The following is a 13,686-nucleotide window of genomic DNA, read 5'->3' on the forward strand; positions in this document are numbered from 1 at the left end:
CAATCTTGTTCCATAAGAAACACCCGCATATCCGGCGGGTGTTTTTATTTATTTCTCACTTAAAAATTTAAGAATATGTTAATATAAATTCCCTTCCAAATTCCAGTTTCTCGTAATATAGTTGTAATGTAACTTTTCAACCCATTTTTACGACAAAAAAGTGAACGGAGGGGCTTCCCATGGAAGAAACCTTTCAAATATTATATGATACATACCATCAAGATTTATACCAGTTTTTGTTTTATATGGTAAAGGATAAGACCCAGGCCGAGGATTTGGCGCAGGAAGTGTATATCCGCGTCTTGAATTCTTATCATACATTCGAAGGAAGAAGCAGTGAAAAAACATGGCTTTTGTCAATTGCGCGCCATGTGGCGATTGACTGGTTCCGCAAGCAGCAAACGATCAGACAGCGTATTATGGGTACATTTGATTGGGATACACAAGATGTCAGAGATCAGCATTTGCTTCCGGACGAACTTGCCGTTCAGCACGAAAATGTCCGGGAAATTTATACTGCGCTTGATCATTGCACCATCGATCAAAGGGCTGTTATTATCTTGAGATTTATTCAGGGTTATTCCATTCAGGAAACAGCCGCCGCTCTCCGCTTCTCGGAAAGCAAAGTCAAAACGACCCAACACAGAGGGCTCAAAGTACTTCGGAAACAGATGGAGCTTTTGAGGGAGGAGCTAATGGATGATGAAGTCATACTGGAACGAAGAAAGAGTAAAGGAGTTGTTAAGACAACTTCCGGCGGTTAGAGACCATCGTTCGCCTGATGCCATTTACCGGAACATTCAAACGGTAAAATACAGGAAAAAACCGGTCCGAACCTGGATTGGCCCCGCCGCAGCCACTGCATGCGCATTGTGCATCGCTCTTTTGATATCTCCTCATCTGCTGACAAAAAATGAATCCGGCAGCCAGCTTGCAGCTGATGAGCAGCAAACTGTAAAAACCAGTCAGGCAGACCCTGCCAAGCCGATTCGGAAAACATTTGTCGTCTCAAAAAAAGAAAAAAACAAGTACATTACCATGGCGTTTGCTGATTCTAAAACGTCTGCAGTGATCCCCGTCAGTTTTGAAAAAAAGAAGCAGAACGAGTCGGTTCAAGAAGCGCTGACAGAAGGCAGAGACTTAAAAGTACCGGATTCTTTTATGTCTGTTCCGGAACTTTTGGATGGTGTTCAAGTGACGGCAGACGAGAAGGATTTGCTTGTGCAAATAAACCGGCGTGTTGCGATTGAATCCTCAGCAGAAGCAGAATTATTAAAAAAAATGCTGAAAGAAACACTGACATGGAGCCCTTATGAACGAATCAAAGTCACAAACATTCAAAACGGCGCCGGGCTGGAGTTCGGAAAGTCTTACGGGATATCCACTGAGATTCCCGTACCGAAGAAGAAAAACAGGGCGTATTTTTCTTACCACGACGATCTGGGACAAGAATATCTTATTCCGTCTGAACAAACCTATGATTCTGTAAAGAAGGCCATTGACGGAATGAAAACAGACAGAGGTTCTCATACGGCCGGTGTGATTGACGCTGATTCGATAGCGTCCGTGTCTGAAAGTGAAAACCATCAGCGGTTACGGATTCAATTTTCGGGGAAACATGCAGCGGAAGACTCGTTAAAGGGGATTTTGATGATTGAAGGGCTGCTGCTTACCGCGAAGGAATTTGGTTTTTCTGAGGTGCTGTTTGCACATACGCGTGCAAAAAAGATCGGGGAATACGATGTAACAAAGCCGGTTCCCGTGCCCGTTGCGCCTAATCCGATTCCTGTTCAGTAAACATAATAAAAACCCAAAACATTAATGTTTTGGGTTTTTTGCTTGTTACGGAAGGTCAATCAATTTGACGGATACAATATCCTGAATGGCAGTCAGCTCATTAACGACTTTCTCTTCTAAGTGTTTGTCAAAAGAAAGCATCATGATCGCTTCTCCGCCTTTTTCTTTGCGTCCTACCTGCATGGTGGCGATATTGATATCATTATCACCCAGGATGCGGCCGACACGCCCGATAACGCCGGTCGTATCTTGATGCTGGATGTACACTAGGTGTCCGGCAGGGTTTAAGTCAATATTAAATCCGTTCAATTCAACAATACGCTCACCGAAGTGCGGGATATACGTAGCCGTTAATGTAAATGTGCTGCGGTCTCCGGTTACTTTTACGCTGATGCAGTTATCATATCCAGATTCAGAGGAGGAAATTTTTTCACTGAAGCTGATACCGCGTTCCTTAGCGACACCGCCGGCATTGACTTCATTAACCGTTGAATCGACACGCGGTTTTAGGAAGCCGGACAGCAGGCTTTTTGTGATAAATGATGTTTCAAGTTTGGCAATGGTCCCTTCGTATTGAATAGCGACGTCTTTTACGGGTTCCTTCATGCACTGTGACACAAGGCTGCCGATTTTGTCAGCGATTTGATGATACGGCTGGATTTTTTTGAATTCGTCTTTTGTCATTGCCGGCAGGTTGATCGCTGACATGACCGGCAGACCTTTTGCAAACTGCAAAACTTCTTCCGACACTTGAGCCGCGACATTCAGCTGGGCTTCTTTTGTGGAAGCGCCTAAATGTGGTGTGGCAATCACTAACGGGTGATCAGGAAGCTTTGACTCAACAGGCGGCTCCACTTCAAACACGTCAAGCGCAGCTCCTGCGACATGGCCGCTTTCCAGCGCCTCCAAAAGCGCAGCTTCATCAATAATTCCGCCTCTTGCACAGTTCACAAGGCGAACGCCTTTTTTGGTTTTCGCAATGGTTTCTTTATTAAGCAATCCTCTTGTCTCCTTTGTTAAAGGAGTGTGGACGGTAATGATATCTGCGCTTTCAAGCACTTCTTCAAACGTCCGGCTGTTGACGCCGATTTTGCCTGCTCTTTCCTCAGTTAAAAACGGATCGAACACATGAACCGTCATGCCGAAAGCTCTGGCGCGCTGTGCAATTTCGCTTCCGATTCGGCCCAGCCCGATAATGCCCAATGTTTTTCCGTAAAGTTCTGCTCCGACAAAAGCCGTCCGGTTCCATTCTCTTGATTTCACTGAGATATTGGCTTGCGGAATATGTCTCATTAATGAAGAAATCATTGCGAATGTATGCTCGGCAGTAGAAATCGTATTTCCGTTTGGCGCATTAATGACGATAACCCCGTGTTTTGTAGCCTCATCAATGTCGATATTATCCACGCCGACACCGGCTCTTCCGACGATTTTCAATGAAGTCATTTTTTTGAATAACTCTTCCGTTACTTTCGTGGAACTGCGGACTAACAAAGCATCAAAGGTATGTAATTCATCTTCTGCGTCCGCGGCGTTTTTTTGAACAATTTCTATAAAATCTGAATCCATTAGCGGCTTTAAGCCGTCATTGCTCATCTTATCTGAGACCAAAACTCGAAACATTGTTAGATTTCCTCCTAGTTTAGCTGACTAAATATCTGATAATTTATCATATTCTTAATATAGTGTCAATGTGTATTGACGCAGTAAAGGAGAAAAGGAAACGCAATCATTTCAATTGTGATAAGGCAGTGAACATGATAAACATTTTATTTTAAAATTGAGCAGTTCTCTATACAATTCCAAACGGATCGTTTATAATGTGAATAAATTCATATGATCAATCTTCGGGGCAGGGTGCAATTCCCTACCGGCGGTGATGAGCATAAAGCTCTAAGCCCGCGAGCTGCTTCGGCAGCAGGATCCGGTGAGATTCCGGAGCCGACAGTATAGTCTGGATGGGAGAAGATGGAGGTTCAGCGAGCGTTTTGATGATCATATCAAACGTTTCTTTGCCAAGCCTAAGTAAGCTCCCGCTTTTTGATAAAAGCGGTTTTTTTATTGGGCTGTAAAAGAACCTTTCCACTTTTCGAGAGATTGGATCGAAAAGGAGAGAGCATTGTGAAAGTCAAAAAATTAGTTGTCATCAGTATGCTTAGCAGCATTGCCTTTGTGCTTATGCTGTTAAATTTCCCGTTTCCGGGTCTTCCGGATTACTTGAAAATCGATTTCAGTGACGTTCCTGCGATCATCGCCATCTTGGTTTACGGGCCTGCGGCGGGTATTGCGGTGGAAGCCATTAAAAATATTCTTCAATATATCATTCAGGGAAGCATGGCCGGCGTGCCTGTCGGGCAAGCAGCCAACTTTATCGCGGGAACGCTGTTTATTTTGCCGACGGCGTTTATGTTTAAAAAGCTGAACTCTGCAAAAGGGCTTGCGGTGAGCCTATTGGCGGGAACTGCGGCTATGACCGTATTAATGAGCATTTTAAACTATATTCTGATCCTGCCCGCATATACTTGGTTCTTACATTCACCGGCACTGTCAAACAGCCAATTAAAAACAGCGATTGTGGCGGGAATATTACCGTTTAATATCGTGAAAGGCATCATCATTACAATCGTGTTTACATTTATTTTTACGAAGCTTAAACCTTGGATTGAACAAAAACGCAGTATTCAAACGCCATAATGAAAAAAGCGTCCGGCTATGAAAGAAGGCCGGGCGCTTTTGTTTGTTTTACAAAAATAAAGACCCCGGCTGCAATTGGACCGGGGTCTTTCCTGAATTCAAAAGCTCCTCGCGGAGGGCTTTTTCTATTCGTATTTTAGCGGGTCGCCTTCGAACGGTTCATCCGCAACTTTGATTGAATCAGTAGGGCATCCTTCAAATGCGTCAATCATATCTTCTTCCAGAACTTCCGGAACTTCAACGACGCCTTTATTTTCGTCAAGTGTAACGAATGCAATGCCTTCATCATCATAGTCATAAATGTCTGGTGCAGCAGCTCCGCAAGCGCCGCATGCAATACACGTATCTTTATCTACAATTGTGTACTTTGCCATGAATAAAACCTCCCAGATTGTTCGTGTTGGAACAAATGGTTTACCTTATATATTTTTTAAATATAACACCTATTCCTCTTACTTATTGTAATGATGTTAGTGTCAAATTTCAACAGAAAAATGATTGAGAATGCTTATCATATAAGGGATTCTCTATAGCACTTCCCCCTAAAAGATGACTTTAAACGTCAATTTTATTTGAAAATCTGTTAAAATAAAAAGAACAAAAAACAACGAATCTTGTCAGGAAGAAATGTAGGTGTGTTTAGATTGGCGATAAACTACTTCGATACCGTGGTTCTCGACTGTCTGGACAAAATAGACGGCGAACGGACACAAAGTGCTGTGTTTCATTTATTAAAAGGAAAAAAGTCGTCCCAAACCATTCAGGATGCCGGCTTATTTCAGATTGCTAAATATTTCGGCATGGCTTCCCAGTGTGAACGCGGTGATATTGCAGCTGCAATACATAAACTCACTGAGCACTCTTACATTGAAGCGGGAAAAGAAACGAGTGCGTTTAAAGTGACGGCCCGCGGCGTTCAGGAGCTTGAACAGGCATTTGCCGAGCGGCCTTGGCCTCAGCACTGCCACGGCGCCAATTATCAAACGCCGGCAGTCATCCTGTGGAAGCGGCTGTCCTTGCTCGTTCAAGTGCTGTCAAATAAAGAGCATCAATGCAGTCAATATATACCGGTGACCAACGATGTTCAGACGCTCAGATGGGTCAAACGGTTCATGCGGCAAAAGACGGATCATAAAGAGCTCTCCGTCAAGCTGCATGACATGCTTTCTCATTATTTGAATCAATTGAACGGACAGCAGGCGCTTATTTTTGTCTGCTCATTAACCTCATTTGAACGAATCGGAAGCACAAATAAACAGCTGGCCGATGAATTGGCCGAAGATGAGTGGTATGTGTCCATCCAGTTTTGGGGGGTGCTGCATTATGTTATTCAATCATTACCCCAATGTGCACATCCCATTTTGCGGGAGCTTCTGTCTGATCTTCAGGCAGAAAGCGCCCTTACACAGTCCGCAAGAAAAACCCTTGAGCTTGTGCAAAAAGGATTTCCGATTGAACGGATTGCGGCAATCAGAAACTTAAAAACCGCCACGATCGAAGACCATATTGTGGAGATTTCTTTACATCAGCCCGCCTTTTTTATTGAACAGTACATTTCTAAAGAGGAGCAGCGCATGATAGCGGCATTTGCAAAACAGCATCAAACCAATAAAATCAAACGGATTCGTGAAGGGTTGCAGATGCGATTCAGCTATTTTCAGATCAGGCTGGCGCTGGCAAAGACGGTGAAACAGTATGACTGAGCTGCAAAAAGCATTATATCGGCATTTTGGTTTCCGCTCGTTTAAAAAAGGGCAGGAAGAGATTATAAACAGCGTGCTCCAAAAACAGGATACAATTGCAATGCTGCCGACCGGCGGAGGGAAATCATTGTGCTACCAGCTTCCCGGTTACATGCTGGAAGGTTTGGTGCTGATTATTTCACCGCTTCTCTCATTAATGGAAGACCAGGTGCAGCAGCTGAAGGCAAGGGGAGAAAAGCGGGTTGCTGCTTTAAACAGCATGCTGAGCCCGAACGAAAGACATTTTATTCTCAGCAACATCAGCCGATACAAATTTCTCTACCTGTCCCCTGAAGCTCTGTCGTCACCGTATGTTCTGAACCGTCTGAAAAGCGTCCCCGTCAGTTTATTTGTCATTGACGAGGCTCATTGCATTTCCGAATGGGGGCATGATTTCAGGCCTGATTATTCGAAACTCGGGCCTTTCAGAAAAGCACTCGGCCATCCGCCTGTGTTGGCGCTGACTGCAACGGCAACGAAAGAAACGCTTCTTGACGTTGCGGATGTGCTCGGGCTGGAGCATGCTGTGCGACATCTTTATTCAGTCAACCGGCCGAATATTCTTTTGGCGGTTGAAAACTGCACAGATACAGCCGAAAAGATAAATAGGATAGCAGAGCTTGCTGAAAAGCTTGAAGGCCCCGGGATTGTATATTGTCCGACGAGAAAGTGGGCGGAAGAGCTTGCGGCTGAGCTGAACGAAAAAACGGGAAAGCGGACGGACTATTATCACGGAGGAATGGACTCCGGAGACAGAATTTTAATTCAGCAGCAATTTATCCATAACCAGCTTGATTGCATATGCTGTACAAATGCGTTTGGCATGGGAGTGGACAAGTCTGATATCCGCTTCGTGATTCACTTTTCTCTTCCTCAAACGGCTGAAGCCTTTATGCAGGAAATCGGCAGAGCGGGCCGCGACGGCAAACCGAGTGTCAGTATTTTGCTGAGAGCCCCCGGCGATATTGAACTTCAGCAGCAGATCATTCAGATGGAAAGTCTGTCGGATTATGATCTGGAAGCCATTCTGTCCGCCATAAAAAACGCCGGAACTAAAGAAGAAAGGGAGCTTCGCGACGTTCTGATAAACGGAGGCGTTCAAGAAACACAGGCGCGGACAGCCGTCCACCTGTATCTTCAGGGGAAAACGTCCAAGGAGCTCCTTCAAAAAGAGCTGACATGCCGTTTAGAGAACAAACTTCATAAAATGCACCGCGTTTCAGCGCTATTAGGGCGAAAAGAGTGTATAAGAGAAGCGCTATTAGCTTATTTTGATGAATCGTACGAGCCTGACGGTCAAACCGGGCAATGCTGCAGCAGCTGCGGGATCGACCTGTCGCCCTACGAACAAAAAGGAGAACGGAAAAACATGGAGCGGTTTGACAATTGGAAGCTGGAATTAGATCGAATCTTCGGCCTGCGGTCTGCGGGTGAGCTCAGCTGAGACGGCAAAGCGAAATGATCCATCAGCTTACAGATCAGGAAATTGTAAAACAGCTGTATTTCACTCAATTCGTTATATTGATTGCGTCAGCTGTGGCAGGCTTTTTCTTTTTTGAGAATATTCACGATTTTTTCAAGCTGTGGAATATAAGGGACGAATATATCATATTGTACGGTGTACCTCTTGCCGTCTTTGTCATTTTTACTGATATGGCGGTGATGAAGTGGTGTCCGCGTCATTTATATGATGACGGCGGGATTAACGAATTGCTTTTTCGGAACAGGCCGGTGCCTCATCTGCTGTTTTTGACGCTTCTGATTGCATTTGCCGAAGAAATCCTATTCAGAGGCGTCTTGCAGACACATATCGGTTTATGGGCCGCAAGCCTTGTTTTTGCCGTGCTTCACTTCAGGTACTTGACGAAATGGCTGCTATTTATCATGGTAACAGGTATCAGCTTGATGCTGGGGCTTATCTATGAATGGACCGGCAATTTATTCGTTCCGATTACAGCGCATTTTATTATTGATGCGGTATTTGCCTGTCAAATCCGTTTTCAATATGTTAGGAGGGGTTTGCATGACGGAAATGTCAAGAGTTGAAAGAAAAAAAGCTCAGCTGCGTGCCGAGCAGCAGATTGCCGCGGCAGCGGATGAACAAATTGAGTATCTTGAAGACAGCCTCCCGACAAGACAATCTGTAAAAGAGGAGCGTAAAAAAAAGGAAGAACAGGTGAAGGAAAAAACCAAATCGAAAACGCCGCTGTTCACCTTTCTCACCGTGCTGTTTATCGTAGTAACGATAGGTGTCTTTTTCGGTCTTCTTTATATGACGAACAGCAGCAGATTTGACCCGAAGGATTATGAAGATGTCTTCATAGACCATAGCGAAAGCGCACCTGCCGTTATCCCAAAAACGGACGTGCAGAAGGAATCATCAAAAACCGCTCTTTTAGAAAAGCCTGAAAAAAAGGCAGAGGATAAAAAAGAAAAGCAAGAAAATGTATCGGCACCGAAAAAAACGGCGGAAAAAACCGATACAGCAAAAGCCGATACAGCTTCAGAAAAAAAGGAAAAAACTACAGACACCGAATACGCGGAGACAAAACAGCAGTCTCCGCCGGCTGTCCGTGAAGCAACGGCTGAAACAAACAAGCAGAATGAACCTGAGCCCCGAAAAGAGCAGCAGGTCGTAAAACATACAGTGCAGCAAAAAGAAACGCTTTACCGCATTTCTATGAAATATTACAAAAGCAGAGCGGGTGAGGAAAAAATCCGCAGCTATAACCGTTTAAACGGAAATGAAGTTTATGCCGGTCAGGTTCTGAGCATTCCTTTATCCGATTGAATGCATGTTTTCGCCGCGTCTTTCATATAGTGTATCAATGAAAATGGACAAGGTGTGAAGCGCATGGATTCATTATGGAAGCAATTAGACCGATTTGTTGACGGGCCGACGAAACAAATGCTTCAGGCGCTGGTCAAAAGAAAATTGAAATACGAAAATTATGCCAGACAATGCCGAAGATGGCAGTGGACTTCCCTCGTTTGTTTTTCCCTGATGTGCGTATTGCTCATCTTTAAAAGCTTCAATGCGCCGCAAACTTCTCCGCAGCTGATTCTGCAAGAGATATTAAGCCATACGGTTTATTTATGCTGGATCATGGCTTCCGCTTTCGCGTACTGCACTTCTTACTATTTTAAAAAAAAGGAAGAAAAAGCTGAGGGAGAATATCATAAGCTGAGATGTGAAATTATCCAAAAAAGCACGGATTTGTGGCCGCAGCCGGAGAAATGGAGAGCGAGAGAATCTGTTTTTCACCTGATGAAACATCGGTATGATATAAATCTTTATTTTGAAAGCAAATAAAATGAGGCGTTTTCCGGAAAGGATAGAAACGTCTTTTTTTGTTTGTCCGTCTAATCAGAGACATTTACAGAATGGAGAGTGCTTTTATGAAGCTTGCAGCGGGTATTCTTGGCTCACTGGCAGGAGCGGCTGCTGTCATGGCCGCCGTCATGTACAAAACAGCAAAAGGCAGTCATCTGAAAACACATACCTTTACCCTTCGGAAGATGAAAGGGATGGAGCCGCTCACGATTTTTTTTATTTCTGACGTGCACAGACGTTTAATTGATGAAAGCCTTTTAAAAGAAGCATCCGCTCATAAGCCTGATGCGGTGTTGCTCGGCGGTGATTTAGCTGAGGGCGGAGTCCCTTACGCGAGAATTGAAGAAAACATCAAGCGGCTTACAAGACTCGCACCCGTGTTCTATGTATGGGGAAATAACGATTACGAAGTCAGCCAGCAGAAGCTGCTCTCTATTTTCAACACATACAAGGTCATTCCGTTGAGAAACGAATCTGTTTTGTTTACCTATAAAGGAGAGACAGTTACAATCATCGGTGTCGATGACATCAGAATGATGATGGACGATTACGGGTCTGCGATCAGAAATATTGACGAAAACCGGGTGAATGTACTGCTTTGTCATAATCCAGACATCCGCGAGCAGATGAGTGAATCAGACGGAATTGACGCCGTTTTCAGCGGCCATACGCACGGAGGCCAGATCCGCTTCGGACAATTCGGACCGTACGAATTAGGCAAAACAGGCACTGTAAAGCAGGCGCATTATTTGATCAGCAATGGCTACGGCACCACAAAAGTTCCGCTGAGATTCGGAGCGAAACCTGAGACGCACATCGTCCGGCTGTGCGGCCCCGATGCGTCTTTTTCTTAAAACGGGCGGGCCGTGCGGATAAAAAACGGCATTGTGCTTGTCTTCGCGCTGTACACGGTGTAAACTGATAACAAATTAAGAACCTATGACTCATTTATTCATATACTGTGTTATATGATTTGTGTGCAAGAAGAGGCAGGAGGGAACATTATGCGGCTTGAGCGTCTGAATTATAATAAGATTAAAATCTTTTTGACCCTCGACGATCTCACGGATCGGGGACTGACAAAAGAAGACCTCTGGAAGGACTCGTTTAAAGTCCACCAGTTATTTAAAGATATGATGAATGAAGCAAATACAGAGCTCGGCTTTGAAGCGAATGGTCCGATCGCGGTTGAAGTGTATTCTCTTCAGGCACAAGGCATGGTTGTGATTGTGACGAAAAATCATGACGCGGAGGCAGAAGACGACGAATACGATGATGATTATATCGAGATGCAGGTCAAACTTGACGAAAGCGCAGATATTATTTATCAATTTCATTCCTTTGAAGATATTATTCAGCTTGCCGGCAGCCTGCATCGCATCGGTATTACCGGCGGCACCGTCTATCACTATGAGGACCAGTATTATGTAAGCCTTGAAGACCTCGGCTCTCATTCTGCCGAAGGCGTTGTCGCGGTTTTAGCCGAATACGGGCATCCGGCGACTCTGACGATTTACAGGCTTCACGAATACGGAAAACTGATTATGGACGGAAATGCAGTGGAGACCATCCAAGCTCATTTTTCGTAAAAACATATATGTAACGGCTGCTGTTTCCGGCGGCCGTTTTTTTTAAGCGAAATAATGGAAAAATCATTGTCTTTCTTCTATGCACAGCCAATATGAAGGTGTATACTATTCACTGAAAGGGAGCATGAGAGAAACATAAGATTTTAGGAGGTTAACTCAAATGGCAGCCGATCGATTCACCGGTCATAATGATGAAGACAAACATGATGTATTAAAATCAACCCAAACCGTAATACATAAAGCGCTGGAAAAATTGGGGTATCCAGAGGAAGTGTATGAACTGCTGAAAGAGCCGCTCAGATTGTTAACGGTTAAAATTCCGGTTCGGATGGATGACGGATCTGTAAAAATATTTACAGGCTATCGTGCACAGCACAATGACTCCGTCGGTCCGACAAAAGGCGGTATTCGTTTTCACCCGAATGTAACGGAAAAAGAGGTGAAAGCACTTTCCATTTGGATGAGTTTAAAATGCGGCATTATTGATCTTCCTTATGGCGGTGGTAAAGGCGGAATTGTTTGTGATCCGAGAAATATGTCATTCAGAGAGCTTGAAAGGCTGAGCAGAGGGTATGTCAGAGCAATCAGCCAGATTGTCGGACCGACAAAAGATGTTCCGGCACCTGATGTATTTACAAACTCGCAGATTATGGCTTGGATGATGGATGAATATTCAAGAATTGATGAATTTAACTCACCCGGCTTTATTACGGGAAAACCGCTTGTGCTCGGGGGTTCCCACGGCAGGGAATCAGCTACGGCAAAAGGCGTAACGATTTGTATAAAAGAAGCGGCCAAGAAAAAAGGTCTTGATATTCAAGACGCGCGCGTCGTCGTTCAAGGTTTCGGGAACGCGGGCAGCTATTTGGCTAAATTTATGCATGACGCCGGTGCGAAAGTTGTCGGAATTTCTGATGCGTACGGAGGTCTTTACGATCCGGACGGTCTTGATATTGATTATCTGCTTGACCGCAGGGACAGCTTCGGGACAGTGACAAAGCTTTTCAATGACACCATTACGAACCAAGAGCTGCTTGAACTGGATTGTGATATCCTTGTCCCGGCGGCGATTGAAAACCAAATTACTGAAGAAAACGCTGACCGCATCAAAGCGAAAATCGTTGTGGAGGCGGCAAACGGACCGACGACGCTGGAAGGAACAAAAATCCTTACAGATAAAGGGACGCTGCTTGTTCCCGATGTTTTGGCAAGCGCCGGCGGCGTAACAGTTTCTTATTTCGAATGGGTACAAAATAATCAAGGCTTCTACTGGAGTGAAGAAGAAGTAGAAGAAAAATTGGTAAACATGATGGTTAAATCATTTAATAATATTTATGAAATGGCGCAGAACCGCCGAATCGACATGAGGCTCGCGGCTTACATGGTCGGCGTGCGGAAAATGGCCGAGGCTTCACGTTTCAGGGGCTGGATATAAACCAATTGTTTGCATAAACATAAAAAATCTCCTATGATTGTATAGGAGATTTTTTATATATGGAAACAATTGATGGAAATGCCAATCGCAGGAGTTGAAGGACATGACAGAAGAAAAAGCAATTATAATAGGCGGAGGTCCTTGCGGATTATCAGCGGCTATACATCTGAAGCAAATTGGCATAAATGCCCTTGTCATCGAAAAAGGAAATGTCGTAAACAGCATTTATAACTATCCGACACACCAAACCTTTTTCAGTTCAAGCGAAAAACTGGAAATCGGTGACGTGGCCTTTATTACTGAAAACAGAAAACCGGTCAGAATTCAGGCTCTCTCGTACTACAGAGAGGTTGCCAGAAGAAAAGAGCTGCGGGTAAACGCATTCGAAAAAGTTGAGCGCGTCACAAAACAGGAAGACGGCCGCTTTCTTGTAGAAACGTCAAAAGACCGTTATCTCACCCCATTTTGTATTATTGCGACAGGATATTATGATCATCCGAATTATATGAACATTCCGGGTGAAGAGCTGCCTAAGGTTTTTCATTACTTTAAAGAAGGCCACCCGTATTTTGATAAAGATGTTGCCGTGATCGGCGGGAAAAATTCAAGTGTGGATGCCGCTTTGGAGCTAGTAAAGTCCGGCGCGCGCGTGACGGTGCTTTACAGAGGAAACGAGTATTCCCCAAGCATCAAGCCGTGGATCTTACCCGAATTTGAAGCCCTTGTCAGAAACGGCACAATCCGTATGGAGTTCGGCGCCTGTCTGGAAGAAGTAACGGAAGATGAAATCATTTTCCGATCCGGCCGAAATGAAACGGTCCGGCTGAAAAATGATTTCGTATTCGCCATGACGGGTTATCATCCCGATCACAGTTTTCTTAAAAAGATCGGCGTACGGATAGACGAGGAGTCAGGCCGTCCGTTTTTCCGCGAAGAGACGATGGAAACAAATGTCGACGGTGTTTTTATTGCCGGAGTCATTGCGGCGGGAAATAACGCCAATGAAATTTTTATTGAAAACGGACGTTTTCACGGCGGCTTGATCGCTGCGGAAATTTCAAAAAGACTTGGTATCTAGAGCATATGATCATTCAT

Annotated in this window: 14 protein-coding genes and 1 riboswitch; of the genes, 12 read left to right on the forward strand and 2 right to left on the reverse strand. The window is 44.5% G+C overall.

What is annotated here, in order from left to right; all coding sequences use genetic code 11:
• The first annotated feature begins 179 nt into the window (after positions 1–179).
• Both sigX and KY305_RS12945 read left to right on the forward strand, forming a co-directional pair.
• Complete coding sequence (gene sigX / locus KY305_RS12940) at positions 180–764, forward strand: RNA polymerase sigma factor SigX (protein ID WP_214798927.1); 585 nt, start codon at positions 180–182, stop codon at positions 762–764.
• Positions 700–1,797 (forward strand): sugar dehydratase, encoded by a 1,098-nt coding sequence (locus KY305_RS12945; RefSeq protein ID WP_262417742.1) that lies wholly within the window; start codon positions 700–702, stop codon positions 1,795–1,797. The genes sigX and KY305_RS12945 overlap by 65 nt, the downstream gene beginning before the upstream one ends.
• Positions 1,798–1,842: 45 nt before the next feature.
• Here the strand turns inward: KY305_RS12945 and serA are convergent, their stop codons facing one another.
• Positions 1,843–3,420 carry a phosphoglycerate dehydrogenase gene (gene serA / locus KY305_RS12950; protein ID WP_214814392.1) on the reverse strand — a complete coding sequence of 526 codons (1,578 nt, stop codon included), beginning with the start codon at positions 3,418–3,420 and terminating at the stop codon, positions 1,843–1,845.
• A 216-nt stretch (positions 3,421–3,636) separates the two neighbouring features.
• Positions 3,637–3,771: riboswitch (FMN riboswitch) on the forward strand.
• 147 nt (positions 3,772–3,918) lie between these two features.
• On the opposite strand from serA, the gene fmnP reads away from it, so the two are divergent.
• Positions 3,919–4,491, forward strand: a complete 573-nt coding sequence (fmnP, locus tag KY305_RS12955) for a riboflavin transporter FmnP (RefSeq protein WP_223062883.1) — start codon at positions 3,919–3,921, stop codon at positions 4,489–4,491.
• 125 nt (positions 4,492–4,616) lie between these two features.
• Here the strand turns inward: fmnP and KY305_RS12960 are convergent, their stop codons facing one another.
• Positions 4,617–4,865, reverse strand: coding sequence for a ferredoxin (locus KY305_RS12960; protein WP_003153403.1), 249 nt, complete (start codon positions 4,863–4,865; stop codon positions 4,617–4,619).
• Positions 4,866–5,135: 270 nt separating this feature from the next.
• On the opposite strand from KY305_RS12960, the gene KY305_RS12965 reads away from it, so the two are divergent.
• The 9 genes from KY305_RS12965 to KY305_RS13005 all read left to right on the forward strand — a co-directional run bounded on the left by KY305_RS12965 (position 5,136) and on the right by KY305_RS13005 (position 13,669).
• Positions 5,136–6,194 carry a YpbB family protein gene (locus tag KY305_RS12965; RefSeq protein ID WP_223062884.1) on the forward strand — a complete coding sequence of 353 codons (1,059 nt, stop codon included), beginning with the start codon at positions 5,136–5,138 and terminating at the stop codon, positions 6,192–6,194.
• Positions 6,187–7,677 (forward strand): RecQ family ATP-dependent DNA helicase, encoded by a 1,491-nt coding sequence (locus KY305_RS12970; RefSeq protein WP_223062885.1) that lies wholly within the window; start codon positions 6,187–6,189, stop codon positions 7,675–7,677. The genes KY305_RS12965 and KY305_RS12970 overlap by 8 nt, the downstream gene beginning before the upstream one ends.
• A 14-nt stretch (positions 7,678–7,691) precedes the next feature.
• Positions 7,692–8,279, forward strand: a complete 588-nt coding sequence (locus KY305_RS12975; protein ID WP_223062886.1) for a CPBP family glutamic-type intramembrane protease — start codon at positions 7,692–7,694, stop codon at positions 8,277–8,279.
• Entirely contained in the window at positions 8,257–9,024 is a 768-nt protein-coding gene (locus KY305_RS12980; RefSeq protein ID WP_223062887.1) for a LysM peptidoglycan-binding domain-containing protein, read from the forward strand. The genes KY305_RS12975 and KY305_RS12980 overlap by 23 nt, the downstream gene beginning before the upstream one ends.
• A 63-nt stretch (positions 9,025–9,087) precedes the next feature.
• Positions 9,088–9,546: a YpbF family protein gene (locus tag KY305_RS12985; RefSeq protein ID WP_223062888.1), complete on the forward strand. Its 459-nt coding sequence runs from the start codon at positions 9,088–9,090 to the stop codon at positions 9,544–9,546.
• A gap of 86 nt (positions 9,547–9,632) precedes the next feature.
• Entirely contained in the window at positions 9,633–10,421 is a 789-nt protein-coding gene (locus KY305_RS12990) for a metallophosphoesterase (protein WP_223062889.1), read from the forward strand.
• A gap of 150 nt (positions 10,422–10,571) precedes the next feature.
• On the forward strand, positions 10,572–11,156 hold the full coding sequence (locus KY305_RS12995) for a genetic competence negative regulator (protein ID WP_061520927.1): 585 nt from the start codon (positions 10,572–10,574) through the stop codon (positions 11,154–11,156).
• A gap of 160 nt (positions 11,157–11,316) precedes the next feature.
• Complete coding sequence (gudB, locus tag KY305_RS13000; protein ID WP_214814374.1) at positions 11,317–12,591, forward strand: Glu/Leu/Phe/Val family dehydrogenase; 1,275 nt, start codon at positions 11,317–11,319, stop codon at positions 12,589–12,591.
• A gap of 103 nt (positions 12,592–12,694) precedes the next feature.
• The gene (locus KY305_RS13005; protein WP_223062890.1) at positions 12,695–13,669 is read left to right on the forward strand and encodes a YpdA family putative bacillithiol disulfide reductase; all 975 of its coding nucleotides are present in this window, start codon (positions 12,695–12,697) and stop codon (positions 13,667–13,669) included.
• The last annotated feature ends 17 nt before the right edge of the window (positions 13,670–13,686 follow it).

The sequence above is a fragment of the Bacillus sp. YC2 genome (genome assembly GCF_019891195.1).
Classification (GTDB): Bacteria; Bacillota; Bacilli; order Bacillales; family Bacillaceae; genus Bacillus.

Excerpts from the sequence above, each read along its gene's own strand:
- sigX (WP_214798927.1), top strand. The coding sequence starts at position 180 with ATGGAAGAAACCTTTCAAATATTATATGATACATACCATCAAGATTTA.
- KY305_RS12945 (WP_262417742.1), top strand. The coding sequence starts at position 700 with ATGATGAAGTCATACTGGAACGAAGAAAGAGTAAAGGAGTTGTTAAGA.
- serA (WP_214814392.1), bottom strand. The coding sequence starts at position 3,420 with ATGTTTCGAGTTTTGGTCTCAGATAAGATGAGCAATGACGGCTTAAAG.
- KY305_RS12960 (WP_003153403.1), bottom strand. The coding sequence starts at position 4,865 with ATGGCAAAGTACACAATTGTAGATAAAGATACGTGTATTGCATGCGGC.
- KY305_RS12970 (WP_223062885.1), top strand. The coding sequence starts at position 6,187 with ATGACTGAGCTGCAAAAAGCATTATATCGGCATTTTGGTTTCCGCTCG.
- KY305_RS12975 (WP_223062886.1), top strand. The coding sequence starts at position 7,692 with ATGATCCATCAGCTTACAGATCAGGAAATTGTAAAACAGCTGTATTTC.
- KY305_RS12980 (WP_223062887.1), top strand. The coding sequence starts at position 8,257 with ATGACGGAAATGTCAAGAGTTGAAAGAAAAAAAGCTCAGCTGCGTGCC.
- KY305_RS12985 (WP_223062888.1), top strand. The coding sequence starts at position 9,088 with ATGGATTCATTATGGAAGCAATTAGACCGATTTGTTGACGGGCCGACG.
- KY305_RS12990 (WP_223062889.1), top strand. The coding sequence starts at position 9,633 with ATGAAGCTTGCAGCGGGTATTCTTGGCTCACTGGCAGGAGCGGCTGCT.
- KY305_RS12995 (WP_061520927.1), top strand. The coding sequence starts at position 10,572 with ATGCGGCTTGAGCGTCTGAATTATAATAAGATTAAAATCTTTTTGACC.
- gudB (WP_214814374.1), top strand. The coding sequence starts at position 11,317 with ATGGCAGCCGATCGATTCACCGGTCATAATGATGAAGACAAACATGAT.
- KY305_RS13005 (WP_223062890.1), top strand. The coding sequence starts at position 12,695 with ATGACAGAAGAAAAAGCAATTATAATAGGCGGAGGTCCTTGCGGATTA.